The 26,978-nt window shown below is 72.7% G+C and carries 28 protein-coding genes; 19 read left to right on the top strand and 9 right to left on the bottom strand.

Features of this window, described 5'->3' with window-relative positions:
- Nucleotides 1–3: 3 nt before the first annotated feature.
- A complete protein-coding gene (locus LTT61_RS04825) occupies nt 4–1,317 on the top strand; it encodes an NtaA/DmoA family FMN-dependent monooxygenase (protein ID WP_233018725.1) in 1,314 nt (437 codons plus the stop codon).
- Nucleotides 1,318–1,589: 272 nt separating this feature from the next.
- Nucleotides 1,590–3,095 carry an MFS transporter gene (locus tag LTT61_RS04820; protein WP_233018724.1) on the top strand — a complete coding sequence of 502 codons (1,506 nt, stop codon included), beginning with the start codon at nt 1,590–1,592 and terminating at the stop codon, nt 3,093–3,095.
- Here LTT61_RS04820 and LTT61_RS04815 read toward each other — a convergent pair.
- Nucleotides 3,053–3,349 carry a hypothetical protein gene (locus LTT61_RS04815; protein ID WP_233018723.1) on the bottom strand — a complete coding sequence of 99 codons (297 nt, stop codon included), beginning with the start codon at nt 3,347–3,349 and terminating at the stop codon, nt 3,053–3,055. The genes LTT61_RS04820 and LTT61_RS04815 overlap by 43 nt on opposite strands.
- A 282-nt stretch (nt 3,350–3,631) precedes the next feature.
- On the bottom strand, nt 3,632–5,188 hold the full coding sequence (locus tag LTT61_RS04810) for a glycosyltransferase family 39 protein (protein WP_233018722.1): 1,557 nt from the start codon (nt 5,186–5,188) through the stop codon (nt 3,632–3,634).
- 278 nt (nt 5,189–5,466) lie between these two features.
- Between LTT61_RS04810 and LTT61_RS04805 the strand changes: the two genes are divergently transcribed.
- The 3 genes from LTT61_RS04805 to LTT61_RS04795 all read left to right on the top strand — a co-directional run bounded on the left by LTT61_RS04805 (nt 5,467) and on the right by LTT61_RS04795 (nt 9,022).
- Nucleotides 5,467–6,474, top strand: a complete 1,008-nt coding sequence (locus tag LTT61_RS04805; protein WP_233018721.1) for an alpha/beta hydrolase — start codon at nt 5,467–5,469, stop codon at nt 6,472–6,474.
- A gap of 141 nt (nt 6,475–6,615) precedes the next feature.
- Nucleotides 6,616–7,668, top strand: a complete 1,053-nt coding sequence (locus tag LTT61_RS04800) for an alpha/beta hydrolase (RefSeq protein WP_233018720.1) — start codon at nt 6,616–6,618, stop codon at nt 7,666–7,668.
- A 79-nt stretch (nt 7,669–7,747) separates the two neighbouring features.
- Nucleotides 7,748–9,022, top strand: coding sequence for an MFS transporter (locus tag LTT61_RS04795; RefSeq protein ID WP_233018719.1), 1,275 nt, complete (start codon nt 7,748–7,750; stop codon nt 9,020–9,022).
- Here the strand turns inward: LTT61_RS04795 and LTT61_RS04790 are convergent.
- Nucleotides 8,925–9,272, bottom strand: a complete 348-nt coding sequence (locus tag LTT61_RS04790) for a hypothetical protein (protein WP_233018718.1) — start codon at nt 9,270–9,272, stop codon at nt 8,925–8,927. The genes LTT61_RS04795 and LTT61_RS04790 overlap by 98 nt on opposite strands.
- A 54-nt stretch (nt 9,273–9,326) precedes the next feature.
- On the opposite strand from LTT61_RS04790, the gene LTT61_RS04785 reads away from it, so the two are divergent.
- The 3 genes from LTT61_RS04785 to LTT61_RS04775 all read left to right on the top strand — a co-directional run bounded on the left by LTT61_RS04785 (nt 9,327) and on the right by LTT61_RS04775 (nt 11,312).
- Nucleotides 9,327–9,572 (top strand): hypothetical protein, encoded by a 246-nt coding sequence (locus LTT61_RS04785; RefSeq protein ID WP_233018717.1) that lies wholly within the window; start codon nt 9,327–9,329, stop codon nt 9,570–9,572.
- The gene (locus tag LTT61_RS04780; RefSeq protein ID WP_233018716.1) at nt 9,569–9,913 is read left to right on the top strand and encodes a hypothetical protein; all 345 of its coding nucleotides are present in this window, start codon (nt 9,569–9,571) and stop codon (nt 9,911–9,913) included. The genes LTT61_RS04785 and LTT61_RS04780 overlap by 4 nt, the downstream gene beginning before the upstream one ends.
- Nucleotides 9,914–10,016: 103 nt before the next feature.
- Nucleotides 10,017–11,312 (top strand): glycosyltransferase, encoded by a 1,296-nt coding sequence (locus LTT61_RS04775; RefSeq protein ID WP_233018715.1) that lies wholly within the window; start codon nt 10,017–10,019, stop codon nt 11,310–11,312.
- A gap of 4 nt (nt 11,313–11,316) precedes the next feature.
- Here LTT61_RS04775 and LTT61_RS04770 read toward each other — a convergent pair whose 3' ends face one another.
- The gene (locus LTT61_RS04770; RefSeq protein ID WP_233018714.1) at nt 11,317–11,769 is read right to left on the bottom strand and encodes a hypothetical protein; all 453 of its coding nucleotides are present in this window, start codon (nt 11,767–11,769) and stop codon (nt 11,317–11,319) included.
- Between the two features lie 111 nt (nt 11,770–11,880).
- Between LTT61_RS04770 and LTT61_RS04765 the strand changes: the two genes are divergently transcribed.
- On the top strand, nt 11,881–12,528 hold the full coding sequence (locus LTT61_RS04765; protein WP_233018713.1) for a phosphate signaling complex PhoU family protein: 648 nt from the start codon (nt 11,881–11,883) through the stop codon (nt 12,526–12,528).
- A 9-nt stretch (nt 12,529–12,537) separates the two neighbouring features.
- On the opposite strand, the gene LTT61_RS04760 is transcribed toward LTT61_RS04765, so the two are convergent.
- Nucleotides 12,538–12,732 carry a hypothetical protein gene (locus LTT61_RS04760; protein WP_233018712.1) on the bottom strand — a complete coding sequence of 65 codons (195 nt, stop codon included), beginning with the start codon at nt 12,730–12,732 and terminating at the stop codon, nt 12,538–12,540.
- A gap of 163 nt (nt 12,733–12,895) precedes the next feature.
- Complete coding sequence (locus LTT61_RS04755) at nt 12,896–13,945, bottom strand: helix-turn-helix domain-containing protein (protein WP_233018711.1); 1,050 nt, start codon at nt 13,943–13,945, stop codon at nt 12,896–12,898.
- 178 nt (nt 13,946–14,123) lie between these two features.
- On the opposite strand from LTT61_RS04755, the gene LTT61_RS04750 reads away from it, so the two are divergent.
- From LTT61_RS04750 to LTT61_RS04735, 4 genes are all read left to right on the top strand, one after another.
- Nucleotides 14,124–14,546, top strand: coding sequence for a fluoride efflux transporter FluC (locus tag LTT61_RS04750; RefSeq protein ID WP_233018710.1), 423 nt, complete (start codon nt 14,124–14,126; stop codon nt 14,544–14,546).
- Entirely contained in the window at nt 14,543–14,908 is a 366-nt protein-coding gene (gene crcB, locus LTT61_RS04745) for a fluoride efflux transporter CrcB (RefSeq protein ID WP_233018709.1), read from the top strand. The genes LTT61_RS04750 and crcB overlap by 4 nt, the downstream gene beginning before the upstream one ends.
- Before the next feature lie 76 nt (nt 14,909–14,984).
- Nucleotides 14,985–15,176, top strand: coding sequence for a DUF3072 domain-containing protein (locus LTT61_RS04740; RefSeq protein WP_233018708.1), 192 nt, complete (start codon nt 14,985–14,987; stop codon nt 15,174–15,176).
- A gap of 58 nt (nt 15,177–15,234) precedes the next feature.
- Nucleotides 15,235–16,530: a uracil-xanthine permease family protein gene (locus LTT61_RS04735; protein ID WP_420094734.1), complete on the top strand. Its 1,296-nt coding sequence runs from the start codon at nt 15,235–15,237 to the stop codon at nt 16,528–16,530.
- On the opposite strand, the gene LTT61_RS04730 is transcribed toward LTT61_RS04735, so the two are convergent.
- Complete coding sequence (locus LTT61_RS04730) at nt 16,521–17,978, bottom strand: aldehyde dehydrogenase family protein (RefSeq protein WP_233018707.1); 1,458 nt, start codon at nt 17,976–17,978, stop codon at nt 16,521–16,523. The genes LTT61_RS04735 and LTT61_RS04730 overlap by 10 nt on opposite strands.
- A gap of 204 nt (nt 17,979–18,182) precedes the next feature.
- Between LTT61_RS04730 and LTT61_RS04725 the strand changes: the two genes are divergently transcribed.
- On the top strand, nt 18,183–20,549 hold the full coding sequence (locus LTT61_RS04725) for a nitrate- and nitrite sensing domain-containing protein (protein WP_233018706.1): 2,367 nt from the start codon (nt 18,183–18,185) through the stop codon (nt 20,547–20,549).
- A gap of 1 nt (nt 20,550) precedes the next feature.
- Nucleotides 20,551–20,958 (top strand): roadblock/LC7 domain-containing protein, encoded by a 408-nt coding sequence (locus LTT61_RS04720; RefSeq protein ID WP_233018705.1) that lies wholly within the window; start codon nt 20,551–20,553, stop codon nt 20,956–20,958.
- A gap of 36 nt (nt 20,959–20,994) precedes the next feature.
- On the opposite strand, the gene LTT61_RS04715 is transcribed toward LTT61_RS04720, so the two are convergent.
- Nucleotides 20,995–21,825, bottom strand: coding sequence for an alpha/beta fold hydrolase (locus tag LTT61_RS04715; protein WP_233018704.1), 831 nt, complete (start codon nt 21,823–21,825; stop codon nt 20,995–20,997).
- A 191-nt stretch (nt 21,826–22,016) separates the two neighbouring features.
- Here LTT61_RS04715 and LTT61_RS04710 point away from each other — a divergent pair, with 191 nt between their 5' ends.
- The 4 genes from LTT61_RS04710 to LTT61_RS04695 all read left to right on the top strand — a co-directional run bounded on the left by LTT61_RS04710 (nt 22,017) and on the right by LTT61_RS04695 (nt 25,295).
- Nucleotides 22,017–22,832: an alpha/beta hydrolase gene (locus tag LTT61_RS04710; protein ID WP_233018703.1), complete on the top strand. Its 816-nt coding sequence runs from the start codon at nt 22,017–22,019 to the stop codon at nt 22,830–22,832.
- A gap of 19 nt (nt 22,833–22,851) precedes the next feature.
- Nucleotides 22,852–23,205 (top strand): hypothetical protein, encoded by a 354-nt coding sequence (locus LTT61_RS04705; RefSeq protein WP_233018702.1) that lies wholly within the window; start codon nt 22,852–22,854, stop codon nt 23,203–23,205.
- A 19-nt stretch (nt 23,206–23,224) separates the two neighbouring features.
- Nucleotides 23,225–24,184, top strand: coding sequence for a helix-turn-helix domain-containing protein (locus tag LTT61_RS04700; RefSeq protein ID WP_233018701.1), 960 nt, complete (start codon nt 23,225–23,227; stop codon nt 24,182–24,184).
- Nucleotides 24,185–24,287: 103 nt separating this feature from the next.
- On the top strand, nt 24,288–25,295 hold the full coding sequence (locus LTT61_RS04695; RefSeq protein ID WP_233018700.1) for an AraC family transcriptional regulator: 1,008 nt from the start codon (nt 24,288–24,290) through the stop codon (nt 25,293–25,295).
- A gap of 176 nt (nt 25,296–25,471) precedes the next feature.
- On the opposite strand, the gene LTT61_RS04690 is transcribed toward LTT61_RS04695, so the two are convergent.
- Nucleotides 25,472–26,926 (bottom strand): MFS transporter, encoded by a 1,455-nt coding sequence (locus LTT61_RS04690; protein ID WP_233018699.1) that lies wholly within the window; start codon nt 26,924–26,926, stop codon nt 25,472–25,474.
- Nucleotides 26,927–26,978 lie beyond the last annotated feature (52 nt).

Here is a 26,978-nt window from a genome sequence, read left to right as displayed (position 1 = left end):
GGAATGCAGTTCAGCGGCGGTTACGGGGCAGAGCCCGGGGCCTGGCGGCTGCCGGGCGCGAACCTGAACAGTTACACCGACATGGACCAGTTCGTGCGCTACGCACAGACCGCCGAACGCGGCAAGGTCCAGCTGCTGTTCATCGCCGACACCCCGGTCCTGGACATGGACCTGACCCACCACGCCCCGCGCCAGGCGATCGAGCCACTGCTGCTGCTGACCGTCCTCGCGCGCGAGACCGAGCGGATCGGTCTGGTCACCACTGCCTCCACCACTTTCACCGAGCCCTACAACCTCGCCCGCCAGTTCAAGGCCTTGGACGTGATCAGTCACGGCCGGGCCGGCTGGAACGCGGTGACCACCTCCACCCCCGCCGCCGCGGCGAACTTCGGCAGCAAGATCCCGCCGCGCGCGCAGAAGTACGAGCGCGCCCACGAGGTCATCCAGATCGTGCAAGCGTTGTGGGGCAGCTGGGAAAAGGACGCCTTGCTGCTCGACGTCGAGAACAAGCGCTACGCCGACATGGACAAGATCCGACCGATCAACCTGCGGGGCCGCCACGTCGCCTCCCGCGGCCCACTGCCCATCCCCCCGTCGGAGCAGGGCCAGCCGGTCATCTTCCAGGCAGGCGGCGGCGAATACGGCCTCGAGATCGCGGGCCGTTACGCCAGCGGCGTCTACGCCAACCCATACACCATCGAGGACGCCCGGGCCCAGCGCCAGGCCCTGCGGGACGCCGCCAAGCGCGCCGGTCGCGACCCGGACGAGGTGAAGATGCTCGCCGGGTTCATGCCGACCATCGCCTGCTCCCGCGCGGCAGCCCTGGAGCGGCGCCGCTTCCTCGACGAGGTCACCGACCTCGGCCAGCGCGTGCGCTACCTCGGCACCATGATCGGCCTCCCGCTCGACCCCGACCAGCTCGACGAGCCCCTGACCGGGCAGCAACTGGCCGACGCCGTGCCCAGCCCGCACGACCCGCGCTCCGCCCGTGCCCTGGAAGTGGTCCGGGAAGGCTGGAGTCTGCGCGACGTGCTCGCCCACGGTGTGATCGACTACCACCCGGTGATCGCCGGCACCGCCACCGACGTGGCCGACCACATGCAGCAGTGGTTCGAGGCGGGGGCCTGCGACGGGTTCTCGATCGCCCTCGACGGCTTCCACGACGGCTTCGACGCCTTCGTAGACCAGGTCGTCCCGATCCTGCAAGAACGCGGGCTGTTCCACGAGGACTACGAAGGCCCCACCCTGCGCGAGAACCTCGGCGTCCCTGAGCAGTACGGCCTCGACCTACGCGTCTCCGAGCAGACCCGGCCGTGACCCCGCGGCGTCCGGCACCGCCGGCCGCCCGGCACCGCGAATCCGTCGGCGTCCCGCGCCGTCAGCCATCTCCCGCGGCCTTTCCTGGGCCCACCCCCGATCATGCCTGACACTCGCTCGACGAACTGGCCGACGTCGCCGCCGGCAACGGCAAAGCGCCGAGCGACCGGCCATTCGCACCACCCCCGGAGCACCCCCGCATGAATAAAGCCTTACTGACCACCGACCGTGGCACTTTCGGTGACGACGCACCACCCCGGAGTGACGTCGCGGTGTCCGCATCGGCCATATCGGCCCCTGCGGCCGCCAGAACTCCCGCAGGGCGCGGGCTCGTCCCCGTCCTGGCATTCAGCGGCATCGTCGTCGCCGTCATGCAGACCCTGCTCGTCCCCGTCATCGCCGATCTCCCGCGACTGCTGGACACCACGTCGTCCAACGCCGCCTGGGTGATTACCGCGACGCTGCTGTCCAGCGCGGCCGCCACTCCGGTCCTGGGGCGGCTCGGCGACCTCTACGGCAAGCGCCGCCTCGTCCTCGTCAGCCTCGGGCTGATGGTGCTGGGCTCGCTGATCTCCGGGTTCACCTCCGACCTCGTGCTCATGATCGTGGGCCGCGCCGTTCAGGGCTTCGCGTTGGGCGTCATCCCGCTCGGCATCGGCATCATTCGAGATGGATTGCCTCGCGAGCGGCAAGGATCGGCCATGGCGCTGATGAGCAGCTCCATCGGTGTCGGCGGCGCGATGGCGATACCGCTGGCCGCGCTCATCGCCCAGAACCTCGACTGGCACTGGCTGTTCTTCGGCGCCGCCACCCTCGGCGCGGTGGCCATGGCCGCGATCCTCGCCGTCGTCCCCGAGAGCACCCAGCGCACCCCCGGCCGCTTCGACGCGATCGGCGCGCTCGGGCTCACCCTCGGACTCGTCGCCCTGCTGCTGCCTGTCTCCAAAGGCGCCGACTGGGGCTGGGGAAGCACCACCACGCTGGGACTCTTCGCCGCCACCGTGGTGATCTTCCTACTGTGGGCCCTCTTCGAACTGCGCGTCAAAGACCCACTGCTGAACCTGCGCACTGCCTCGCGCCGCCAGGTCCTTCTGACCAACCTGGCCGCGATCACCACCGGCCTCGCGTTCTACGCGGTGACACTCGTCTTGCCGCAGCTGCTGCAACTGCCCGAATCCACCGGGTACGGGCTGGGGATGTCCATGATCGCCACCGGCGTCTGCGCGTCGTCGATGGGCCTCGCGATGATGATTGCCGCCCCGCTGGCCGCGCGGCTCTCGGCAGCGCGCGGGCCGAAGGTCACCCTGATGACCGGGCTCGTGCTGCTCGCCGTCGCGTATCTGGCCGGGACAGCGCTGCTGGGTGCCGTGTGGCAGATCGTGCTCGTCGCCATCCTCGCGGGCAGCGGCGTAGGCGTCGCCTACTCGGCGATGCCCGCGCTGATCCTCGGCGCTGTCGATCAGTCGGAATCGGGTGCCGCCAACGGGCTGAACACGCTGATGCGGGCCATCGGCACGGCATTGTCCAGCGCCGTCGTGGGTGTCGTTCTCGCGAGCACGGCTCAGCACGTGGGAAGCGCAGAGGTGCCCACATTGGAGGGCTTCCGCATCTCGTTCCTGATCGCGGCGGGGGCGGCGCTGCTGGGCCTGGTCCTCGTGGCGTTCCTGCCGGGCGGGCAAGATGTCCGACGATCAGCCGGGACGGTGCCGCCGTTCGATGTGAACTCCGCCCGGCGCTACGGCGACACGGCGGAGGTGGCAGCGGATTCGCTCGAATGACTCGGGCTCTGATATCGAACGCTTCTCAGCGATGAGGCACCCTCCTCAGCGGCGTGCGTGAGCCGCGTATGCCGCAGCTGGTGCAGCGTGTACGGGCCGCCGTCGAAGGAGGCGGTGTGGACCTCGTACAACAACGGACCGGATTTGCGCCCGCCCAGCATGCCGGGGACCGCGCCGCCGATGACGGCGAGCGAGCCGATCAGCGTGCGGCCGGTGCCGAGTTGCCATAGGGCCGCGTGGGTGAGCGGCTGCATCCGCGGTCCGGTGAGTGGTTCGCGGCCGATGCAGTCTGGCGATCGAGGTCGACCACCCCGACATCCTCGGCAGTGATGGCCTCGACGACCCGGTGATGCGACGGCTGCTCTCCCGGATTACCTACCAGCAGTCTCTGTTCGACCAAGCCGAACTCGAGGACGTGACCCGCACCCTGGCCCTGCTCGTTGATTGCGATCCGGCACTGACCGAGATGTCGACGGCGACTCAGTTGCCGATCGGATCGACGGCGCCCGCGTCGGCCCGGATCTGCGGCCTGGCCGTCACCAGCCCGCGTCGAAGTGGTTCGTGGACAGTGTGTTCCAGGCCGCGGCCCAGCCGCCTGCCGGACGGTCGCAGCGCCAGATCGTGACGCCGGCGGAGAGTCCGGGGAAGCCGAGTGGGCGATCCGCCGTCGCCATGGCGGTGGCGTCCGGGAAGAGCGTGCGCCAGGCGGGCTCCGGCGCTCCGGCGAGCACGTAGAGGACGGTCCGCGCGCTCTCCGGCGGCGCTCCGAACGGCGCGTAGCCGCGGTTCGGGCTGTAGATCGACGGCAGCTCGGTGAGCGCCTCCAACCCCGCTGCCTGCCAGTAGTTCTCGGTGACGGTCGGGGTGCCCGCCGGGACCCGCTCGTACCCCTTCTCGACGGCGGCGGTGAACTCCGCCCAGCCGGTGGTGCCGGTGAACCGCAGCCGGTCCGACATCTCCCGCTGGGTCCGGGCCGGCTCCCGCACGGCGGGTACCGGCAGCGCGAAGAGCAGCACCAGGGTGAGCGCCAGCGAGATCGCGCCGAGCGCGGCGGCGCCGAGCCGCAGCAGCGCCCTGCTGTGCACCACCGCCACCGCGCCGACCCCGAACAGCACCGGGAAGAGCCCGGCCAGGTAGTAGGGGCGCCCGCCGGCCAGGCCGACGAAGGCGGCGAGCAACGCGGCGGCCGCCGCCAGGAACCGGTAGTCGCGCAGCTCCGGCGTGCGCACCAGCGCCCACAGCCCGGCCAGCCCGAGCGCCGTCCCGAGCGGCCCGGTGAGCGAGATGACGTGCACCGGTAGCTGAATGATCCCACCGGCCACCGCCAGTTGCTCGCCCCGGATCACCGCGCCCATGCCGAGCTGCGGCCAGCCGTGCGCGGCCTGCCAGGCCAGGGCAGGCCCGGTGGTGAGTGCGGCGACCCCGCCCGCCACCCACAGCGCCGGCCTGCCGAACAGCGCGCGCGGCCCGAAGGCCGGCACGCCCGCCGCGACCGCCGCGAGCAGCAGGGGCACCAGCGGCTTCACCTGGAAGGCGAGCGCCGCGGTGAGCGCGACGCCGACGAGCAGCCCGTCCGCCCCGGTGCGCACCCAGCGCACGAGGAGCCAGAGCAGCAGCGCCACCAGCAGCGAGTCGAGGGCGAAGGTGGAGAGCGAGGCGGACTGGAAGATCAGGAACGGGGCCCCGGCCGCGCCGACCGCGGCGAACACCTGCGCCCTGCGGTCGCCGCCGAACTCCCTCGCGCACACCGCCGTCAGGATCACCGAGCCGACGGCGCAGAGGATGGCGGGCAGCCGGAACATCGTGCGCGAGCCGGGCGCGACGGCGTCCATGGCGTAGGCGAGCAGCGGCAGCACCGGCCCCTGGTCGACGTAGCTCACCGCGGGCCGGTGCCCGGCGGCGAGGAAATACAGCTCGTCGCCGTACCAGTCGTAGCGCCCGGCCCGCAGCAGCAGGATGGCGAGCGTGCCGAGCGTGATCACCGTGACCCAGCCGGTCGCGAAGCCGGGCAGCGGGTCGGTGGCCCGGTACCCGGTGATCGGGACCGGGAGCGCGCGGGCGAGCCTGGTGCGCACGGCGGTGCGGTCGGTCATGCGGCGCTCCGCTCCGGCGGCCGCGGGTTCGGCGCGCCGCGCTCTCCGCATCCGGCACGGACCACGGGCGTCCTCCTCTCGTACGCACAGACCTTCGGCACCCGAGTGAACCGCACGAACCGGCGGGGATCGATCGCTCCGCCCGAATTTGTGATCGCTACCAGCGCAGCGGAAATCGATTTGCGGCGCATCCCAAGAACCGGGGAATCGGCCCTTCCCGGCGGTGCGCGGGCTCTAGCGTCGCGGTGATCCGCATCCAGTGCGCCCCGGAGGTCCCCGTGCTCGATCATGGCCGTGCCCTGCTGCGCTCCTGCTGCCTGGTGCTCCCGCTGCTGGCCGCCGCGGCGCTCGCCGCCCCGGTCCAGGCTGGCCCGCCGAGCACCGACGCGGCGACCCGGTTGCTGAGCGTGACCCCGGGGGAGGGCAGGGCGCAGCGGGTCACGGTGCACTCCGCCGCCATGCGCGCGGACATGGGGCTCACCGTCTTCCCCGCCCGCGACCCCGACGCCCCCGCCCCGGTGCTCTACCTGCTCAACGGCTCCGCGGGCGGGATCGACGGCAGCAGCTGGACCGACCACGCCGACCTGGCCGGCTTCTTCGCCGGCGAACAGGTGACGGTCGTGGTCCCCGACGGCGGCGAGGGCAGCTACTTCACCGACTGGCGGGTGGACGACCCCGCGCTCGGCAGGCAGCGCTGGGCCACCTTCCTCACCGCCGAGCTGCCCGCACTGGTCGACGCCGAGTTCGACGGCACCGGCGCCGACGCCGTCGCCGGGATCTCCATGGCCGCCGCCTCGGTCTTCCAGCTCGCCGTCGCCGCGCCCGGCCGGTACCGGGCCGTCGGCTCCTACAGCGGCTGCGTGCGCACCTCCGACCCGGTCGGCCAGGCCATGGTCGCCGCCGTCGTCGCGCGCTGGCAGGGCAACCCGGTCAACATGTGGGGCCCGTTCACCGACCCCGCCTGGGCCGCCAACGACGCCTACCTGCAGGCCGAGAAGCTGCGCGGGGCCACGCTCTACGTCAGCTCGGGCAGCGGCGCCCCCGGCCGCTTCGACACCGTCGAGGAGCTCGACGGCAACCCGGGCAAACTCGCCGACCAGATCACGCTCGGCGGTGCGCTGGAGGCCATCACCGCGCGCTGCACGCACCAGCTCCAAGACCGCCTGCGTCAGCTGGATATCCCCGCGACCTTCGACTTCCGCCCCACCGGCACGCACTCCTGGAAGTACTGGGAGCAGGACCTGCACAACTCGTGGCCGCTCTTCCGCGCGGCGCTGAACCGGTGAGGCGCCGTTGTGACGGCTACCAGTGGGCAGCCCGGTGTTTCGGCGTCGGTCCCAAAGTCGTGCGATCCGACTTGCCGGGAACGGAGAGCGCGGCTTAGCGTTCGCCCTCACAACTGTTCGGTGATGCACGGGAGGTGCCTCGTGGCCGTTCCCGGTGCGCCGAGAGCGCGGCGTTCGCTGCTGCGTAGCGGCGGGTTCGCCGCGCCGCTGCTCGCCGCCGCCGTGCTCGCCACGCCGGTGTCCGCCGCCCCCGCGCCGGCGCTCACGCCGGACGGGCCGGGCATCGTCCAGGGCGGATCGCGGCTGGTGGCGACGAACCGGACGGCGAGCCGGGCGCTGGAGGTCAGCGTGTACTCGGCGGCGATGCGCCAGGACATCGCGCTCACCGTGCTCCCGGCGAAGGACCCGGCCGCGCCCGCGCCGGTGCTCTACCTGCTGAACGGCTCCAGCGGCGGCGACCTCGGCAGCAGCTGGCTCGAGCAGACCGACGTGCTCGACTTCCTCGCGGGCGAGCAGGTCACCGTCGTCATCCCGAACGGCGGCGCGGGCAGCTACTACGCCGACTGGCGGATCGACGACCCGCTGCTCGGCAGGCAGCGCTGGACCACCTTCCTCACCCGCGAGCTGCCGCCGATCGTGGACGCCGCCTTCCACGGCACCGGCGCCAACGCGGTCGCCGGGATCTCCATGGCCGCCACCTCGGCGCTGCAGCTCGCGGTGGCGGAGCCGGGGCTGTACCGGGCGGTGGGCTCCTACAGCGGCTGCGTCCGGATCTCCGACCCGCGCGGGCAGGCGGCGGTGGCCGCGGTGGTCGGGCGCTGGGGCGGCGACCCGGTGAACATGTGGGGACCCTTCACCGACCCGGCGTGGTCGGCCAACGACGCCTACCTGCACGCCGACCGGCTGCGCGGCACCCTGCTCCACATCACCACCGGCACCGGCCTGCCCGGCCCGCTGGACACCGTCGACCCGGCCCGCGACACCCCGGGCGAGCTGCTCGACCGGATCACCGTCGGCGGCGTGCTCGAGGCGATCACCGACGAGTGCACGCACCAGCTCCGGGATCGCCTGACGGAGCTGGAGATCCCCGCGACCTTCGACTTCCGCCCCGCCGGAACCCACTCCTGGGCCTACTGGGAGCAGGACCTGCACAACTCCTGGCCGCTCTTCCGGGACGCGCTCGCCGGGCAGTAGCGGGCACGCCGGTCGGTTGTCCCCGCCGGGCGTGGCGGTTGTTCGACTTCCCCTGCCGCCCGGGCTTCGATCTCCGTTCATGGGACGCGAATTCGAGTGGCTGTGGGTGGCGTACACGATCAGCGCCTGCGGCACCTGGCTGGCCTTCGACGCCTTCGCGGTGCTCGCGGTCCGTGCGCTGGACGCCGGGCCGGGCGCGGTGTCGCTGCTGGCCGCCGCGGGCCCAGCGGCCGGTGCGCTGCTCGCGCTCCCGCTCGGCCCGTGGGTGGAGTTCCGGCGCAAGCGGCCGGTGCTGGTGGCGATGGACCTGCTGCGCGGGGCGGTGCTGCTCAGCGTCCCGGTCGGCTCCGCGCTCGGGGTGCTCGGCTTCGCGCAGCTGCTGGTCGTGGCGATCGTGGTCGGCACCGCCGACCTCACCTTCACCGCGGCGAGCGGGGCCTACCTGAAGGGCCTGGTCCGCCCGGAGCTGCTGCTCCGGGCCAACGGCCGCTTCGAGGCGACCACCTGGACCGCCGCCCTGTTCGGGCCGCCGCTCGGCGGCGTCGCCATCGGGCTCTTCGGTCCGGCGGTGACGGTGCTCGCGAATGCGGTGAGCTTCCTGCTCTCGGCCGCCGCGCTGCGCGGCACGGGCACGGCGGAGCAACCGCCGGTGCGGGCCGGGGGAGCGCGGCTGCGCGCGGCCGAGCTGCTCGCGGGCTGGCGGCAGCTGCTCACCGACCCGCTGCTGCGGCCGCTGCTCGGCAATGTCGTGCTGGTGAACGGGCTGATCATGGCGACGGCGCCGCTGTTGGCGGTGCTCATGCTCGGCCCGCTCGGCTTCTCCCCGTGGCAGTACGGCCTCGCCTTCGCCCTTCCCTGCGCGGGCGGGCTGCTCGGGGCCCGGCTGGCCCGGCCGCTCGCCGCGCGGTTCGGGCAGCGCCGGGTGCTGCTCGGCGCCGGGGTGGCGCGGGTGTGCTGGCCGATCGGGCTGGTGTTCGTCGGGCCGGGAACCGGTGGGCTGGTGCTGGTGATGGCGGTGCAGTGCGGGCTGGTGCTGAGCTGTGCGGTGTTCAACCCGATCGTGGCCACCGTGCGGCTGAACGCGCTCCCCGCCGCGGTGGTCACCCGCTCGCTCGCGGCCTGGTCGGTCGGCACGAAGGGCGGGACGGCGGCGCTGATCGCGCTCGCCGGGCTGGTCGCGGCGGTGACCGATGCCCGCACCGCGCTCGGGGTCGCCGGGGTGCTGCTGCTCGGGACGCCGCTGCTGCTGCTCCCGGTCAGCCGAGCCGGTCGAGCAGCGCCCGCGGCCCCTCCGTCCGTGCCCCCAGCGCCTCGACCCGGCGCCGCAGTTCCCGATCCGCCGTCACCACGGTGACATCGGTGCCCGCCGCGGCCACCTCCACGATGGTGTCGTCGCCGGAGCCGGGCGCGGCGACCACCCGCACCCCGGCGTACTCGGTGCCGTCGAGCGCGGCCTTCGCGGCGCCCTCGAGTACCACGACCACCTCGTCCGGCAGCGCGGCGGCGGCCAGTTCGGCGAGCAGCCTGCGCGCGGCCCCCGCCCGGTCCCGCCACCAGCCGTCGGCCCTGGCGCCGACCACGTTCGCGGCATCGACGACGATCATCCGCCCACCCTACGAGCCGGGTTTCCCCGGCACCGGCCCGGGCATCCGGCGCACATGACTGCCGACGAGGTGACCCCGGACCAGCTCCGCGCCCTGCTGACCGCCGACGAAACCGCCGCGCTCGTGCTGACCGGCGGACAGGTCACCCAGGTGACCGGCTGGACCGACGACTCCATGGACGGCCTCCTCGTGGTCGACCGCGCCGACCTGCGCGCCCGGCTCGGCGCCGACCCGGACCCCACCGCGCTGCGCGACGCCGCCGCCGCCCTGACCGAGGAAGTGCGGTTGCGCGGCGCATGAGCACCATCGAGGGCTGGGAGAGCGAGGGCATGCCCGGTGAACAGGGCACGGTCGACGACGACGGCCACGTGCTCCGGCTCGGCCCCGGCGGCCGGGTCGCCCGCACCGTCGCGGTCCGGCCGGGCAGCGCCTACACCCTGAGCTTCGAGATCACCACCGAGGAGCCAGCCGCCGCGGCGACGGTCTCCGTGCACGGCGACGGCGAGATCCTGGAATCCCGCCCGTTCGCCGCGGGCACGCACGCGCTCGGCTTCACCGCACCGGGCGCCGAGGTCACGCTCCGGGTGCTCGGCGACGGCGGCCGGGTGCTGCTCCGCGACGTGGCGCTGCGCCCGGCCTGAGCGGGTCACCACCGCGGGCCGGAATTTCCGCTCTCCGTGGTGAAACGCCTACGGGGTGCGCAGGCCATATTCCTCCGACAGCCACCCAAGCCGGAGGAAGCCCATGCCGCACTACCTGCTCGCCAGCGTCCCCATCCACGGCCACGTGACGCCGCTGCTCGCGATCACCGCCGACCTCGCCGGGCGCGGCGACCGGGTGAGCTTCCTGACCGGAGGGCGCTTCGCCGACGCGGTCACCGCGACCGGCGCCGAGTTCCTCCCGCTGCCCGCCGCGGCCGACTACGACGACCGGCTGCTCAGCGAGCGGGAACCCGGCCCCGGCGGGATCGCCGGGCTGCGCAGGGACATCACGGAGACCTTCCTGAAGCCGGCCCGCGCCCAGTACGACGCCCTGCACGCCCGCACCGTGGCGAGCTCCGCCCCGCCGGACGTGGTGATCGCCGACCCGACCTTCATGGGCGCGGCGCTGCTGGCCGGGCACGACCGGGAGCTCCGGCCGCCGGTCGTCTCGGCCGGAGTGGTGCCGCTGACCCTCTCCTCCAGCGCGGTGGCGCCCTTCGGGCTGGCCATGGCGCCGCTGCGCGGACCGTTGAACCGGCCCCGCAACGCCGTACTGCACGCCCTGGTGCGGCGGGTGATGTTCGCGCCGGTGCAGCGGGAGCTGGACGCGATGTTCCGCGAGCTGCACGGCCGCCCGGCCGGCGCCTTCCTCTTCGACCTGCAGCGCACGCTCGACGCGGTGGTGCAGCTCTCGGTCCCCGGCTTCGAGTACCCGCGCCCGGACGCCGGGGTGCCGATCCGCTTCGCCGGCCCGATCATCCCGGCCACCGGGGGCGGCGAGCTGCCGCCGTGGTGGGACGAGCTCGACACCGGCCGCCCGGTCGTGCTGGTCACCCAGGGCACCATCGCCAACACCGATCCCACCGAGCTGATCCGGCCGACCATCGACGCGCTGGCGGATGAGGATGCGCTGGTGGTCGTCACCACCGGCGGGCGGCCGGTCGCCGAGCTCGGCGCGCTGCCCGGCAATGTCCGCGCCGCGCAGTTCCTTCCGTACGACCTGCTCTTCCCCCGGCTCGCCGTCTTCGTCACCAACGGGGGTTACGGCGGCGTGCAGTACGCCCTCGCGCACGGAGTGCCGCTCGTGGTGGCGGGCGCGACCGAGGACAAGCCGGAGGTCGCCGCCCGGGTCGCCTGGTCGGGAACCGGCATCGACCTGCGTACCGGGCGTCCCGCGCCCGCCGCGCTGCGCCGCGCGGTGCGGGCGGTGCTCGGCGCCCCGCGCTACCGGCAGGCCGCGGCGCGGCTGGCGGGCGAGATCGAAGCAGCGGGCGGCGTCGACGAACTCGTGGCGGTGGTCGCCGCGCTCAGCAGCGGCGAGCGGTTGCCGATCGGCTGATTCGTCAGGCCGAGAGCCGGAGCACCGCCGCGGCGGTGAGCGTGGGCAGCGCGGCGTGCGGGCCGATCTCGGTGTCGCGCACGAACGTCCGGACCAGGTTGACGTAGAGCAGGGTGCGGTCGAGCGCGGTGGCGGCGGTGGCCGCACAGAGATCGGCGAGGTTGCGCTCGGTCTCCGCGAGCAGGGTCGCGGCCGAGCGGGAGCGCTCGTCGTCGGCGGCTTCCTGCGGCGCGGGCGCGTCGCCGAGCCGGGTCAGCGCGGCGGCGGCGAAGACGGCCAGCGATTCGGTCTCCGGTGTGCTGGCGAACCGCTCGGTGAGCTGCATGAACCGGGTGACCCGGTCGGCGCGCGGCATGGCGGCGGCCACCGCGGCCAGGCAGTCGTCGAGGCTCGCCTCGGCCTGCGCGCACTCCTGATCGGCGCGGGCCAGCGCCGCGGTCTCGATCCTTCCTCGCATCCGAGGAGAATATCATTCTCCTCGGATGCTGGGCAGGCCCGGAACACCCATTCGGCCGCCCCTTCACCTGCGGGCGGCCCACGACGGCTGTCCGGGTGGTTGTATGGGGTGATGCGAACCCGCTTCCACCAGGACCTCGAACAGCTCGCCGTGATGCTCGAGCAGATGTGCCTGGGGGACCGGAACGCCATCGCGATGGCCACCGACGCCCTGCTGAACGCCGATATCGAGCAGGCGGAGCGGGCGATCGACCTGTGCGCGCGGGTGGCCGCGATGGGCGAGGAGTGCGAGGAGTCCGCGGTCATGCTGCTCGCGCTGCAGGCGCCGGTCGCCTCCGAGCTGCGCCGGGTGGTGACCGCGTTGCAACTCTCCGGCAACCTCGCCAGGATGGGCGGGCTCTGCGCGCACCTCGCCGAACTGGTGCGCCGCCGGCACCCGGAGCCGGTGGTGCCGGACTCGCTGCGCGGCACCGTCGCCGAGATGGGCGCGGCCGCGGTGCACATGGCCGGCAGCGCGGCCAGGGTGCTCGCCACCGGCGACGCCGAGGGCGCGGCCGGGCTGGATGCCGAGGACGACGTCATGGACGGGCTGCACCGCGACCTGCTCAACGCCGTGCTCGGCCCGGAGTTCTACGACGGGGCGCCGACCGCGGTGGATCTGGCGCTGCTCGGCCGCTACTACGAGCGCTTCGCCGACCACACCGTCGAGGTCGGGCGCCGCACCGTCTTCATGGCAACCGGCGCCGTGCTGCCGGAGTGACCGCGCGGGTCAGCGCAGGTCGGCCACGTCCAGCCCGAGCATGTCCAGCATGGCGCTGCACTCGGCGGCATCACGGGAGTGATCGGCCACCGTCTTGGCGGCCAGCGCGGCCCGCTGCTCGTCGGCCACCTTCTCGGCGGCGCGCACGTGCGCGAAGGTCATGACTGTGTCGTGGTCGGACTCGGTGGTGCGGGGCGCGGGCAATGCTGCTCCTCGTTTCGTCCCGGCGGGAACCCGGGTGCCGTCACCCGAAGCCGGAAACGGCGGGCGCCGCCCCGGGGACCGGGAGCGGCTTCGCCGATCGACCTGACGCTACCCCGTCCGCGCCGCCTTCCGCCCATCTACGGGGGAAAGCCCACGTCGACGGCTACCCCGCGACGGCGTGGTGCGCGTGCGCGATGAGCGCCGAGCGCAGCGTCCAGGCGCCGTCCACGGTGGTCAGGTCGTAGCCGGTGAGCCGGGTGATCCGCTTGATCCGCATGTCCAGGGTGTTCGGGTGGATGCGCAGCTCGCGGGCGGTGCGGCGGCGGCGCAGCTCGTTGCGCATGTGTGTGCGCAGGGTGGTCAGCAGGTCCGGCTGCCCCTCGAGCGGGTGGAGCACGGCGGCGAGCCGGTCGCGGGCCGGGCCGGGGAGCGTCAGCTGGTACTCCAGCGCCATGTCCTCGAAGAGGTAGAGCCCGCTCGGGTAGTGCAGCGCGGTCAGCGTGCCGAGCAGCCGCCGCACCCGCTGCGCGGCGGCCGGGATGCGCGGCACCGCGGCCGATTCGACCGTGGCGAGCAGGGTGACCTCGGCGGCGTCGGTCAGCTCGTCCACGAGGGCGCGCAGCTCGCCGGAGCCCTGCCGGTCCGCGGGGAGCAGCACGATGCCGCCGGTGTCGTCCAGCAGCGCGAACACGTCCTCGCCGCAGCGCCCGGCCAGCACCGCCCTGACCCGGCGCAGCCGCCGGGCCGGCTCGTCGGAGTCGGCGAGGTCGGCGGCGAGTGCGAGCACCAGGTAGCGCGGGGCGATCCGGATGCCGCACGCGGCGGCGGGGCCCGCGTCCAGGTTGCCCGCGAGCAGCGCCGAGGTCATGGCGCGCACGGCGTGCCGCCGCTCGTCGACCAGGATCCGCAGTTCGCGCAGGTAGCAGGTGGCGACGGTGGTGATCATCAGGTCGAGCACCTCGACCACCCGGCGCAGCCTGCCCGCCAGGTCCGGCTCGCCGCGCGCCGCCGCGAGATCGATGGCGGTGCCGATCGCGTCGTGGATCGCGTGCTGGATGGTGTCGAGCGGCAGCTCGTCGCGGGCGCCGTGCACCGCCAGCTGCTCCAGCCGGGCGACGGCGCCGGGCCCGTCGTGGCTCTCGAGCAGCGCCTGGGCACACTCGGCGCAGCTGCGCGCGAGCGTGTCGTTACCGGCGATTCGAAGTGCGGTCATGTCCGTGGCTGCCGATCGGTCCTATTCGAGAGCAGGTCCGGCCCCGCTCGATGCGTATTAAGTTACTGAAGATTCTTGCATCTGCCTAGGGGGAGGCGGCGCGCGGATGATCTTCGCGGTCGCCGTCGGCTAGGCTCGCCGCACTGCTTTCCCACCGGGTGGAAGGAGTCCGGCCCGCATGTCGCCGCCGATCGTCCCGCTCCGCTCGCTGCTGCTGGTCGGTGCGGGCGGCCTGGCCGGCGCCGCGCTGCGCTACCGGCTCGGGGTCTGGTTCCCGCACCGGGCGGGCGGCTGGCCCGGCGCCACCTTCGCGATCAATGTCACCGGGGCGTTCCTGCTCGGGCTGCTGCTGGAGGCGCTGGTGCGGCTCGGGCCCGACACCGGGTGGCGGCAGCGGGTGCGGCTCACCCTCGGCACCGGCTTTCTCGGCGCCTTCACCACCTACAGCACGCTCGCCGTCGACACCGACCTGCTGCTCCGCGACGGCCACCCGTCGACCGCCCTGACGTACGGCCTCGGCACCGTGCTCGCCGGCGGGCTCGCCACCACCGCGGGGATCGCGCTCGGCGCGCTGCTGCACCGCCCCGGTGCCGCGCCGTGACCACGCTCTGGATCGCCCTGGCAGGCAGCGCCGGAGCGGTGGCCCGTTTCACCATCGACTCCACGATCAAACACCGCTGGACGCCGAATTTCCCGGTGGCGACCCTCGTCATCAACGCCACCGGCTCACTCCTGCTCGGCATCCTCACGGGGCTGGTGCTGCGCCACCACGCCGCCCCGCAACTCCAGCTCGTGCTCGGCGTCGGCTTCTGCGGCGGCTACACCACCTTCAGCACGGCGAGCGTCGAGACCGTCCGGCTCATCCAGGACCGCCGCTACCGCGCCGCCGTCGGCTACGCCCTCGGCGGCCTCGCGATCACCCTGGCCGCCGCCTCCGCCGGGCTCGCGCTCACCGCTCTGTAGTCCGGCGTGATTGATCGGCAACGATCCGGGTAACGCAGGAATCGAACACACGTTCTGTCGAGTGGGAGGAGCAGTCATGGTGCAGCCGACGCCGGAGAAGGATCCCGAGGAGTGGACCACCGGGGACGAGCCGATGACCGGACCGCAGGAATCGTATGTGCACACCCTCGCCCAGGAGGCCGGGGAGGAGGTCCCGGACGAGCTGACGAAGGCGCAGGCCTCGCAGCTCATCGACGAGTTGCAGCAGCGCACCGGCCGCGGCGCCTGAGCCGCCCGGGAGCGCGGCTAACTCGGCGCAACCCAGGGGGATGCCGCAGACTGCTCCCATGACGACGCCCGAACCGCGCCCCGGCCCGATGTTCCGGTGGACCCAGGTGGACACCGGCGGCGTCATCGCCCCCGGAGAGCGGCTGAGCTGGCCGCGCACCGTCGGGATCGGGCTGCAGCACGTGGTGGCGATGTTCGGCGCCACCTTCCTGGTGCCGGTGCTCACCGGCTTCCCGCCCTCCACCACGCTGCTGTTCTCCGGGATCGGCACGCTGCTGTTCCTGCTGATCACCCGCAACCGGCTGCCCAGCTACCTGGGCTCCAGCTTCGCGATCATCGCGCCGGTGCTCGCGGCGACCGCGTCGGGCGGGATGGGGGCCGCGCTCGGCGGGATCGTGGTGGTGGGCGCGCTGCTCATCGTGGTCGGGGTCGTGGTGCAGGTCGCCGGGACCGGCTGGATCGAGGCGCTGATGCCGCCGGTGGTCACCGGAACCATCGTGGCGCTGATCGGGCTGAATCTGGCGCCGACCGCCAAGGCTGATTACGAGCAGGACGCGCTCACCGCGACGGTGGTGCTGGTCCTGCTGATCCTCTGCCTCGTCCTGTTCCGCGGGCTGCTCGGCAGGCTGGCGATCGTGGTCAGCGTGGTACTCGGCTACCTGTTCGCGCTGGCCCGCGGCGAGGTCGACACCGCAGCCGTCGCGGACGCCGCCTGGGTGGGGCTGCCGGAGTTCCACGCCCCGAGCTTCCAGCTCGCGGTGCTGCCGATGTTCCTGCCGGTCGTGCTGGTGCTGGTGGTGGAGAACATCGGCCACGTCAAGTCGATCACCACCATGACCGGCATCGACTACGACGAACGCCTGGGCCGCGCGCTCGCCGCCGACGGCATCGCCACCGTGCTGGCGGGCAGCGGCGGTGGCTCCGCGACCACCACCTACGCCGAGAACATCGGCGTGATGGCGGCGACCAAGGTCTACTCGACCGCCGCCTACTGGGTCGCGGGCGCGGCCGCCGTCGTGCTCAGCCTCTCACCCAAGGTGGGCGCGGTGATCGCCGCGATCCCGGCCGGGGTGCTCGGCGGCGTGACGACCGCGCTGTACGGCCTGGTCGGCATCCTCGGCGTGCACATCTGGGTGAGCAACCGGGTCGACTTCGGCAAGCCGATCAACCAGTTCACCGCCGCCATCCCGCTGGTCGTCGGGATCGCCGACTTCAGCTGGCGGATCGGCGATCTCGATTTCGGCGGCATCGCGCTCGGCGCGCTGGCCGCGCTGGCGATCTACCACGCCATGCGGGTGATCGGCGGCCTGCGTGGAACGGTCGCCCCCGATCACCCCGGCGGAACTCAGAGCTGAGCCCAGACCGACTTCGTCTTCAGGTAGCCCTCGATGCCCTCGCGGCCGAACTCGTGGCCCCAGCCGGACTGCTTGTACCCGCCGAAGGGCACGTTGTGGTCGAAGTTCAGCTGGCTGTTCAGCGTCACCGTGCCCGCCTGCAGCTTCTTGGCGATCCGGTGTGCCCGGCTGAGGTTCGTGGTCCAGGCGGTGGCGGCCAGGCCGTAGCTGGTGTCGTTGGCCAGCGCCGCGCCCTCCTCCTCGGTGTCGAAGGGCAGCACGGTGACGACCGGGCCGAAGATCTCCTCCTGGTAGAGCCTGCTGGTGGCCGGGTCGACGCCGGCGAGCACGGTCGGGTGCACGAAGTAGCCGGGGCGGTCGAGCCGGTACCCGCCTGCCACCACCTCGACGCCGTCCGACTTGCCCTCGTCGATGTAGCCCATGACCCGCTTCAGCTGCTTGGCGCTGATCAGCGGGCCGCTCATGCAGTTCTCCTCCTTGGGGCTGCCGAGCTTGAAGTTGTTCGCGACGGTCGCCAGGCCCTCGACCACCCGGTCGTAGACCCCGCGCTGCACGAAGATCCGGGAGCCGCAGACGCAGCCCTGGCCGGAGTGCACGAAGATGCCGACCGCGGCCATGAAGATCGCCGTGTCCAGGTCGGCGTCGTCGAAGATCAGCACCGGCGACTTGCCGCCGAGCTCGAGCATGACCTTCTTCAGGTTGCCCGTCGATGCCTCGATGATCTTCTTGCCGACCTCGGTGGAGCCGGTGAAAGCGATCTTCTCGACATCCGGGTGCGTGGAGAGCGCGGCGCCCGCGGTGTGGCCGTAGCCGGTCACCAGGTTCACCACCCCGTCCGGCACGCCTGCCTCGCGGATCAGCCGGTCCAGCAGCAGCGCCGAGAGCGGCGTCTCCTCGGCCGGTTTGACCACGCTGCTGCACCCGGCGGCGAGCGCGGGCGCGATCTTCGCACAGGCGTTGAAGATCGGCCCGTTCCACGGGAAGATCAGCCCGACCACGCTGTGCGGCTCCTTGAGCGTGTACGCGTGCATGTTCGCGTAGGCGCCGGAGACGCCGCCGGTCATCTGCACCTCGTAGGCGTTGCCGTTCACCTTGGTGCACCAGCCGGCGTAGTAGCGGAAGAACTCGGCGCTCGTCGGCAGGATCATCTTGGCCTGGGCCAGCGGCATACCGGTGTTCAGCGAGTCCAGCTCGGCGAACTCGTCGGCGTGCTCGTCCATCAGGTCGGCGATCTTCCACAGCACCTTGGCGCGCTCGCGGGCGGGCTGCTCGTGCCACACCCCGGACTCGAACGCGGCCTTGGCCCGTGCCACCGCCTCGTTCACCGCCTCGGCACCGCCGTCGGTGAACTCGGTGATCTGCTCCTCGGTCGACGGATCGATCACCGGAATGACATCGCCCGTGCCGGGGCGCTCACGAATTTCGTCCAGTACCGACTGCAGTGTCATGGCGAGTCCTTTCCGTGCCGAGCCCCGATGCCCTCGAGCGCTGTGCACATGCTTAGCACCGCCTCGAAGTGCCGGTCAATATCTTGCTCTCGAAAAAGGAGAGTGGTATTCTCACTCGACGATTCCAGCCGAGCGGAGTCGATGCCAGTCCCGCTCAGCGAGACAGAAGCAGACTGGGCGGCCCGAACTCAGTAGCTTGTGGCGATGTTCACTGTGCGACTCGGTGTCCGAACCAGGGTGTTGGCCATCGCCCTCGTCCCGAGTCTGTCCCTGCTCGCGGTGGGGGTCGGGACCACGGCCTACCTGGTGTCCGAGAGCGACCGGACGCACGCGTGGGCGGTGGAGACCGGCAGCGTGATCGACTCCAGCCGCCTGCTGGTCGAGTCGATGCAGGCGGAGCGGCTCGGCACGATGGCGCGGCTGTCCGGCGACGAGGCGGCGGCAGGCGGGCTCGCCAAGGCACGGACCGACTTCCAGGCCGCGGTGGATGCCCTGAACGCCGCCAAGGGCGAGCTCGGCGCGGTCGACACCTCGCTCACCGAGGATGTCGGCGGCATCGACACCATGCTGCAGTACCTCTCCGGCGTGCGCGCCGCGACCGACGCCGGGCAGCTGCCGCCCGCCGACGCCTACAACTTCTTCAACCAGGTGCTGGACAGCGTCGTGGTCGGCTCGCAGCTCTCCCAGCAGCTCGCCCCGGACGCCGAGATCGGCGTCGAGCTCACCGAAGCCATGCAGATCCTCAAGTCCGCGGAGTCGATGGCGCGCAGCTTCGCGCTCGCCATCGCGCTGGAGTCCGGGCAGGGCGCGCTGACCGTCCCGGTGGAGGAGTTCGCCCGCCAGGTCGGCTACTACCGCATCGAGATCGGCAACCTCAGCCGCGATGTCGACCCGGAGCAGAAGGCCGCGGCCACCGCGCTGATCAACAGCGAATCCTGGCGCAAGCTCGACGTCGTCGAGAATGTCATCGGCTGGCGCGCGGTGACCAGGGCCGCGGCCGCCGCGCAGCCGGGCGCGGCCGGTGGCCGCGAGGCGACGCTGCCGCCGCTGCCGATCCCGGCCGCCGAATGGCGGGCCGCTGCCGCCGACGTCAACCTGCAGCTCATGAACATGTGGGTCGCGCAGAGCACGCGGACCCAGAAACTCGCCGCGGACAAGGCCGCCGACGACTCGCGCAACGCCATGCTGGCAGGCGTCGGCGTCGGCGCGATCAGCCTGCTCGCCATCGGCATCTCGGTGCTGCTCGCCAACCGGATCATCCGGCGGCTCAAGCGGCTCCGGTCGGAGACGCTCACGCTGGCCGACGTCACGCTGCCGGAGATGATGCGCAAGCTGGAGAACAGCGAGCCGGTCGACCCCGCCACCGCCACCCCGAAGCTGGAGTTCGGCTCCGACGAGATCGGCCAGGTGGCCGATGCCTTCGGGCACGCGGCGGGCACCGCCGTGAACGCCGCGGTGGCCGAGGCGCGCACCAGGGACGGCGTGAAATCGGTCTTCCTCAATATCGCGCACCGCAGCCAAATCGTCGTGCACCGGCAGCTGGAGATCCTGGACGAGGCCGAGCGCAAGCAGGAGGATCCGGCGCTGCTGGAGACGCTCTTCCGCCTCGACCACCTGGCGACCCGCGAGCGCCGCAACGCCGAGAACCTGATCATCCTGGGCGGCGGGCAGGTCGGGCGGCAGTGGCGCAACCCGGTCTCGATGATCGACCTGGTGCGCTCGGCGGTCGGTGAGACGCTGGACTACTCCCGGGTCCGGGTGGCCAGGATGCCGCAGGTGCACGTGCACGGCGGCATGGTGGCCGACCTCGTGCACCTGCTCGCCGAGCTGGTGGACAACGCGACCAGCTTCTCCCCGCCGCAGTCGCGGGTGGAGGTGACCGGCGCCGTGGTCGGGCGCGGCGTCGTGGTCGAGATCGAGGACCAGGGCATGGGCATGACCACCGGCGACATCGTGCGCGCCAACCAGATGCTCGTCGCACCACCGGACTTCGGCGTCGCCGCGCTCTCCGGCGACTCCCGGCTCGGGCTCTTCGTCGTGGCCAGGCTTGCGGCGCGGCACGAGATCTCGGTCAAGCTCGCCGAGTCCGACTACGGCGGGATCAGGGCCATCGTGCTCATCCCGGCGACGCTGCTCGCCAGCGTGCTGCCGGGCGAGGCGGGCTCCGACAGCGCGCCGGTGGGCCGCGCGCCGCAGCCCCCCGCGCTGGAATCGCCGGTCGCGCGGCCGTCCCGGCGGGCAGCGGTGCTGGTCTCCGACCCGCTGGCCGAGACCCAGACCTTCCGCCCGGTCTCCGGCCGGCCCGCCCGGCCGTACCCGGGCGCGGCGCCGGAGCAGCCGATCTCGCAGCCGCTGCGGCTCTCCGAGGAGGGCCGCCCCGAGCTGCCCAAGCGCAACCGGCAGGCCAACCTCAACCCGCACCTGCAGGGCGCCGCGGCGCTGCCGCCGGTGACCGCGGAGCGGCCACGGCTCACTGCCGAGCAGGCCAGGGATATGATCACGACCATCGAGAACGGGACGCGGCAGGGGCGGCGCGCGAGCACCGACCAGGCCGACGGCAAGGAGAGCTGAGATGACCGCATCCGATCCCGGTGACCTGAACTGGATCCTGGACGACCTGGTCGAGCGGCTGGCCGGGGTCAGGCACGTGGTGGTGCTCTCCACCGACGGCCTGCTGCTCGGCCGCTCGAACCAGCTCACCCAGGAGGACGCCGAGCACTTCGCCGCCATGTCCTCCACGCTCTACGGTCTCGCGCGCAGCGCGGGCGCCCGCTTCGAGGGCGGCGGCGTGCGCCAGGCCATGATCGAACTGGATCGCGCGGTGCTCTTCGTGACCGCCGCGGGCCCGAACGCCTGCCTCGCACTGCAGACCACCGACGCCGCGAACCTCGGCACCGTCGCCTACGAGATGAACCTGACCGTCCAGCGGGTCGGCAGCTACCTCTCCACCACCCCGCGGCGCGGGCTCGCCGGGCGGTAGCGCTCAGCGCCGCGCGCGGGGTGCAGCCGGCCGAGGTCAGCGCTGCGTGGCGCTCGCGGCCGCGACGACGACCCCGGTCACCTCGGCGGGCCGGGAGACCAGCGATGCGTGCGCGGCGTCCACCTCGGTGGTGGTGCCGGGCGCGGCCCGCGACGCCATGAAGCGCTGCAGTGCGGGCGGGATCACCCGATCCTGCTGCGACACCAGGTACCAGCTGGGGACGGTGCTCCAGGAGGGGGCTCCGGATGGCTCGAGGTTGGCGGTGAGCGCGGCCGATTTCTGGTGGTCGAACATGTCCGCCGCGGTGGCGGCGTCGACGTCCTGGGCGAAGATCTCGTGGAAGTACGGCTCGCCGATGTAGCCGTCCAGGTTGCTGCCGCCGGGGCCGGTGGCGTCGGCAACGACGCCGAGCTGCAGCGCGGGCGGGAGCAGCCTGCTGCCCGGGTAGGTGATCGGGTTCAGCAGCCCCTGCACGAACTCGCCCCGCGCCGGGGCGAAGGCGGCGATGTAGACGTTCGCGACCACGTCCGGATCGTGCGTATTGGTGATCACCGCGCCGCCGTAGGAGTGCCCGACCAGCACGATCGGCCCGGCGATCCCGGCCAGCGCGCGCTCCAGCGCCGCGGCGTCGTTCGCGGGTCCGCGCAGCGGGTTGTCGAAGGTGCGCACCGGATAGCCCTGCGCGGTGAGCTGCGCGGCGACGTCGCGCCAGCCGGAGGAGTCGGCGAACGCGCCGTGCACGAGGACGACGGTCGGCTTCGCACCCGGCTGGGCGGCCGCGGGGCCGGCGGCGAGCCCGAGGACGGCCGCGGAGACGGCGATGGTGGCGGCGAGGCGCCGCAGGCGGGTGCTGCTCGGATCGGACATGGGTTCGTCCCTTTCGTGCGGTTCGATTGCGCCCAACCTAGGACCCCGCCCGGCCGCGGAGCTGGCTGTCCGTGCACACCGCTGTTCCGACAGCGCAGCGGCTCCGTGAGTACAGAACCGTGCGCCCAGGCACAGCCCGCGGCCCCCGCGCCGCCCTACCTTCGGCACCGCCCCGAAAGAGGAGAACCGTCATGGCACCCGATACCGTCGTCCTGGTCCACGGACTGTGGGTCACCCCACGCAGCTGGGAGAACTGGATCACCTACTACGAGGCCAAGGGGTTCCGTGTGCTCGCCCCGGCCTACCCCGGCTTCGAGATCGAGGTCGAGGCGCTGCGGCAGCAGCCCGAGGTGATCGCCCGGCTCACCGTCCCGGAGACCGTCGACCACCTGGCCGGGATCATCGAGGCGCTGCCGCAGCCGCCGATCATCATGGGCCACTCCTTCGGTGGCACCCTGACCCAGCTGCTCGTCGCGCGCGGGCTCGGCGCGGCGGCGGTGGTGGTGGATTCCGCGCCGACCGAGGGCGTGCGGGTCAACCCGATCTCGCAGGCCCGCTCGCTGCTGCCGATCCTCAAGCGCTGGTCCAATCGGCACGCGGCCGCGGGCTTCACCGCCGACGAGTTCCGCTACGCCTTCACCAACACCCTTACCGAAGAGGAGTCGCGCGCGGTCTACGACCGCTACGCCATCGCGGCACCGGGGTCCTGGGTTTTCAAGTACGGCCTGTTCGCCAACTTCACCCCCGGCCACCAGGAGACCTGGGTCGACTATCGGCGCGACGACCGCGCCCCGCTGCTCTTCGTCGCCGGCGGCGCGGACCACATCATGCCGCCCTCGGTGAACAGGGGTAATCACCGCAAGTACCGCAAGTCCGCGGCGCTGACCGATTACCACGAGTTCCCCGGCCGCTCGCACTGGACCTGCGCCGAGCCCGGCTGGGAGGCGGTCGCCGACTACGCCCTGGACTGGGCGCTGGAACACGCCCGCACGCCCGCGGATCGCTGACCCGGAGCCGGGGAAGCCGGTGTCCCCGGCACCGGGCCCTGGCGCCCGGGTCACGTTGCCCGGCCTGCGTGGCTACCTCCGCGCACACCTGGGCGACCCGGCGCTGTCGGCCGAGCGGATCGCCGCCGCGCACGGCCTCCCGGTGGCCGAACTGCGCGGCTGGGCCGTGGGCAACGGCGTCGATCTCGAGCGCTGGATCGCGGCCGAACGGCTGCGCGCCGCGCGCGAGACGATCCGTTCGGCCGCGGCCCCGCCGGACGAGGCGAGCGCGCTCGGCGCCGGCTTCACCGGGTACGACGCGCTGAATCGTGCTTTCCTCGATAGCTACGGCATCGGTGTGCGGCAGTGGTGGGAGATTCGGCATGAACATTGAGAACGGCCGGTAGGCGCGCATGGCCGTCGTCTTCCACGCCGCCGAGCTACCCCGCGGCGACCGCGCGGACGCCACGCACTCGGCGTTCCTGGATCAGATCTGGCCGACAACGGTCCGGCTCACCGACGCCGCGGCGGACGACTCCCTGCTGGAGGCGTGGGATTTCGGCCGCACCAGCATCTTTCAGGCGCACCTCACCGGGATGTACCTGAGCCGGAGCGGCAGGCAGGTGCGCGACGGCCCGGCCGAGGTGCTCACCATCGCGCGCCAGGACCGCGATATCGGCCGCCACGAGCAGTTCGGCATCCAGCACACGGTGGCGCCGGGTGAACTCATGGTGGTCGACATGAACGAGCCGTACGAGTTCCACTGGGCCGAACGCGGCAGTTCGCACGCGCTCTACCTGCCCATCGACGAGGTCGGGCTGCCGCGGGAGGTGGTGGTCGCGGCGGCCGCCCGGCTACCGGCGAGCCCGCTCTACGCGCTGATGAGCGCGCACATCAGGGATCTGGTCGCCGCGGGCGACCTGGTGAGCGGCACCGGCGCCGCCGACGCGCTCAGCGACGCGGCCATCGACCTGGCCCGCGCGCTGCTCGCCTCGGCCTACGGCGCCGAGTACGGCCGCGCCGCCATGCACGACGCCCTGCTGCCGCGGATCCGCGGGTACGTGCGCAGGCGCCTCGCCGATCCGGAGCTGAGCCCCGCGACCATCGCCCGCGCCCACGACATCTCGGTACGCACCCTGTTCCGGCTCTGCGCCGCCGCCGAGTTCGGCCTGGAGCAGTGGATCACGACGAACCGCCTGGATGGCGCGCGGGCAGAGCTGGCCCGGCCCGAGCTGCGCCTGCTGCCGGTCGCGGTGATCGCGCGGCGCTGGGGGTTCGCGAACCCGTCGCACTTCGGCCGCCGCTTCCGGGAGCTGTACGGGATGACACCGGGGGCGTGGCGTGGCCTCGCCGCCGCGGAACCACCGCCCTGAGAGCAGCTGCCCGCCCGGCGCTGTACTCACCGTGCCGCCGCCGGGCGGGTTCGGACAACCGGGCGTACGGTATTCGAAACCCCGCCGCACCCGGAGAGACGCCATGGCCGTGATCGCAGGCAGCCCCGCCGCGCTCGCTCGGCCGAGCCCGCGAGCGCGTGCTCCGCACCTCGGTATCCGAGTTCCCGCCGCGAGCGCGACTGCCGAGCCCGTCCGCGGCTGCCCCGGGCTGGCCGCGCACGTCACCGTCTCCGCCACCCACCGTGGCCGCGGCGACACCACCGCCGAGCACCACGGACTCGGCGACGGTGCCTGGCTGACCCGGCTTCGCTACGCCGGGCTGGCCGCCGGCTCGCCGCGCGAGCACCCCAGCGACCCCTCGTCCCGGATCATCTCGATCGCGGTGCTCGCCCCGGGGGAGTGGGCGCTGACCAGCCGCGGCACCGCGGTCTCCGCCGACCCCGAGCAGGCGACCCTGATCGCGCTCGACCAGTCCGCACCGTTCGACTTCCGCGGCCACGGCAGCGGCTCGGCCGTCGCCGTGCACATCGGCCACGCCCGGCTCACCCTCTCTATCGAGACGGTGCACCGCGGCCTCGACCACCTGCACCCCGGCCTCGCGCTCTACCCGCTGGTGCGCAACCACATCGAGCAGCTCGGCGCGGTCGCGGCAGGTGCACCGGGGTTGCTCCCCGCACTCGGCGCCACCACCATCGCCCTGGTCCGATCCCTGCTGATCAGCGCCGCCGACGTCGCACAGGGCGAGCTCCCGGGCCGCACCCCGATCGCGGCGATCGAGCGCTACATCGCCGACCACCTGGACGAACCCGGCCTCGGGGCGGAGCGGATCGCCGCCGCGCACAGCATCTCCGCGCGCCAGCTCTACAAGATCTGGCCCGCCGCCAACGGCCCGCTGGCCGGCTACATCACCGCCCGCAGGCTGGAACGCGCCCGCATCACCCTGCGCACCCAGCCGCACCTCAGCATCGCCGCGGTCGCCCGCAGACACGGCTTCGCCCACCCCACCCACTTCAGCCACCGCTTCCGCGCCGCCTTCGGCTGCTCGCCCTCGGTCTGGCGCCGAATCGACCGATACCCGGCCGACGCCTAGACGGTGCGGATCGCTCGCAGCAGTGCGTCGATGGCCCCGCCTGCGAAACTTCGGTCGCGCAGTCGAAGATGGCGCAGAGAGCGTCGCGGTAGGGCCGGTGTGGCCAGTGCTGTCCTCGGCCTGCCGAAAACTCGGTGCGGGGCTGGAACAGCCGCGGGGGCGCGGCCCTGCGGTGGCTAGCGCACCGGAACGGTCTCCTCGGTGGTCGCCGCGGTCACCTCGGGTTCGACGGGCTTGCGCCGGGGAATGAACAGGACGACCGCCGCGCCGACGGCCGCCGCGACCGCCCCGACCACGAAGCACAGCCGGAAGGCGTCGACGGTGGGGATCTCCGGCGCGCCGGGGGCGAGCGCGGTGGTCCGGCTGGTCAGCACGACCGCCATGACCGCGCCCGCGACGGTGGTGCCGATCGAGCGCATGAGCGCGTTGAACGCGACCCCCGCGGCGGCCTCGTTCGCGGGCACGTTCTCCAGCACCAGGGTCGGCATGGCCGCGTACCCGATGCCGACGCCCGCCGAGGCGATGCAGGTGGCGAGCAGGAGCTGCCACGGCGCGTCCATCAGCACCGCGCCGCTCAGGTAGCCGAGCGCGAGCACCGCGGCGCCGAGGCTCAGCGCGGTGCGCCCGCCGAAGCGGGTGATCAGGAAGCTGGAGACCGGCGCGAAGAGCAGCATCATCAGCCCGGAGGGCGCCATCCAGAGCCCGGCCGCGAGCAGGCTCTGCCCGAGCCCGTACCCGGTGGCGGCGGGCATCTGCAGCAGCTGCGGCACCACGATGGCCTGCGCCATCAGCCCGAACCCGATCAGCGCGGCGGCGATATTGGTGAGCAGCACCGGGCGCCGCGCGGTGGTGCGCAGGTCGACCAGCGGCGCGTCGTGCCGCAGCTCGAACAGCCCCCACGCCAGCAGGACCACGATGCCACCGCCGATCAGCCCGAGCGTGCTGCCCGCCGTCCAGCCCCAGTCGTTGCCCTTTGTAACGCCGACCAGGATGCTGACCAGCCCGATCGCGAGCCCGATCGCGCCGATCACGTCGAGCTTCGCCTCGTGCGCGTCGTGCACGTGCGGCAGGACGAGCACGGTGAGCAGCGCGACCGCGACGGCCAGCGCGGTCGCCACCCAGAACAGCCAGTGCCAGTCGTTGTCCTGGGCGATCCAGGCCGCCAGCGGCAGGCCGAGCGCGCCGCCGACGCCGAGCGTCGCGCTGATCGCGGCGGTCGCGGTGTTGACCAGGTGCTTCGGGACGGCTTCGCGCACGAAGCTGATCGCCACCGGGATGTACCCCATCGCCAGCCCCTGCAGCACCCGCCCGGCCAGCACCGGGAGCAGCGAGCCGGAGAGCGCGCAGATCAGCGAACCGGCCAGCAGGATCAGCGCGCTGACGGCGAGCACCGGCTTCTTGCCGACGATGTCGGCGAGCCGCCCCGCCACCGGCATCGCGACCGCGCCGCCGAGCAGCGTCGCGGTGACCACCCAGGAGGCGTTGCTCGCGCTGGTGCCGAGCAGCCGCGGCAGCTCGCTCTGGATCGGGATGACCAGCGACTGCATCAGCGAGACGCTCAGGCTGGAGAAGCCGAGCGCCACCAGGATCACCACGGGATTCTTCGCCGGCGCACCGGAACCGACTTGCATGCCCACTCCTCGCAGCGCCGATGTGTAACGTACACATGATTCGTGTGTATGT

The organism is Nocardia asteroides (assembly GCF_021183625.1).
GTDB lineage: Bacteria > Actinomycetota > Actinomycetes > Mycobacteriales > Mycobacteriaceae > Nocardia > Nocardia asteroides_A.
The sequence above is the reverse complement of the archived record's forward strand: the minus strand, read 5'-3'. Positions and strand labels throughout refer to the sequence as shown.

What these genes read in the sequence shown, in the direction of transcription:
- LTT61_RS04825 (WP_233018725.1), top strand. Translation starts at nt 4, where the DNA reads ATGCAGTTCAGCGGCGGTTACGGGGCAGAGCCCGGGGCCTGGCGGCTG.
- LTT61_RS04815 (WP_233018723.1), bottom strand. Translation starts at nt 3,349, where the DNA reads ATGCAGCCGCTCACCCACGCGGCCCTATGGCAACTCGGCACCGGCCGC.
- LTT61_RS04810 (WP_233018722.1), bottom strand. Translation starts at nt 5,188, where the DNA reads ATGACCGACCGCACCGCCGTGCGCACCAGGCTCGCCCGCGCGCTCCCG.
- LTT61_RS04795 (WP_233018719.1), top strand. Translation starts at nt 7,748, where the DNA reads ATGGGACGCGAATTCGAGTGGCTGTGGGTGGCGTACACGATCAGCGCC.
- LTT61_RS04790 (WP_233018718.1), bottom strand. Translation starts at nt 9,272, where the DNA reads ATGATCGTCGTCGATGCCGCGAACGTGGTCGGCGCCAGGGCCGACGGC.
- LTT61_RS04785 (WP_233018717.1), top strand. Translation starts at nt 9,327, where the DNA reads ATGACTGCCGACGAGGTGACCCCGGACCAGCTCCGCGCCCTGCTGACC.
- LTT61_RS04780 (WP_233018716.1), top strand. Translation starts at nt 9,569, where the DNA reads ATGAGCACCATCGAGGGCTGGGAGAGCGAGGGCATGCCCGGTGAACAG.
- LTT61_RS04775 (WP_233018715.1), top strand. Translation starts at nt 10,017, where the DNA reads ATGCCGCACTACCTGCTCGCCAGCGTCCCCATCCACGGCCACGTGACG.
- LTT61_RS04770 (WP_233018714.1), bottom strand. Translation starts at nt 11,769, where the DNA reads ATGCGAGGAAGGATCGAGACCGCGGCGCTGGCCCGCGCCGATCAGGAG.
- LTT61_RS04765 (WP_233018713.1), top strand. Translation starts at nt 11,881, where the DNA reads ATGCGAACCCGCTTCCACCAGGACCTCGAACAGCTCGCCGTGATGCTC.
- LTT61_RS04755 (WP_233018711.1), bottom strand. Translation starts at nt 13,945, where the DNA reads ATGACCGCACTTCGAATCGCCGGTAACGACACGCTCGCGCGCAGCTGC.
- LTT61_RS04750 (WP_233018710.1), top strand. Translation starts at nt 14,124, where the DNA reads ATGTCGCCGCCGATCGTCCCGCTCCGCTCGCTGCTGCTGGTCGGTGCG.
- LTT61_RS04740 (WP_233018708.1), top strand. Translation starts at nt 14,985, where the DNA reads ATGGTGCAGCCGACGCCGGAGAAGGATCCCGAGGAGTGGACCACCGGG.
- LTT61_RS04735 (WP_420094734.1), top strand. Translation starts at nt 15,235, where the DNA reads ATGACGACGCCCGAACCGCGCCCCGGCCCGATGTTCCGGTGGACCCAG.
- LTT61_RS04730 (WP_233018707.1), bottom strand. Translation starts at nt 17,978, where the DNA reads ATGACACTGCAGTCGGTACTGGACGAAATTCGTGAGCGCCCCGGCACG.
- LTT61_RS04725 (WP_233018706.1), top strand. Translation starts at nt 18,183, where the DNA reads ATGTTCACTGTGCGACTCGGTGTCCGAACCAGGGTGTTGGCCATCGCC.
- LTT61_RS04720 (WP_233018705.1), top strand. Translation starts at nt 20,551, where the DNA reads ATGACCGCATCCGATCCCGGTGACCTGAACTGGATCCTGGACGACCTG.
- LTT61_RS04715 (WP_233018704.1), bottom strand. Translation starts at nt 21,825, where the DNA reads ATGTCCGATCCGAGCAGCACCCGCCTGCGGCGCCTCGCCGCCACCATC.
- LTT61_RS04710 (WP_233018703.1), top strand. Translation starts at nt 22,017, where the DNA reads ATGGCACCCGATACCGTCGTCCTGGTCCACGGACTGTGGGTCACCCCA.
- LTT61_RS04700 (WP_233018701.1), top strand. Translation starts at nt 23,225, where the DNA reads ATGGCCGTCGTCTTCCACGCCGCCGAGCTACCCCGCGGCGACCGCGCG.
- LTT61_RS04695 (WP_233018700.1), top strand. Translation starts at nt 24,288, where the DNA reads ATGGCCGTGATCGCAGGCAGCCCCGCCGCGCTCGCTCGGCCGAGCCCG.
- LTT61_RS04690 (WP_233018699.1), bottom strand. Translation starts at nt 26,926, where the DNA reads ATGCAAGTCGGTTCCGGTGCGCCGGCGAAGAATCCCGTGGTGATCCTG.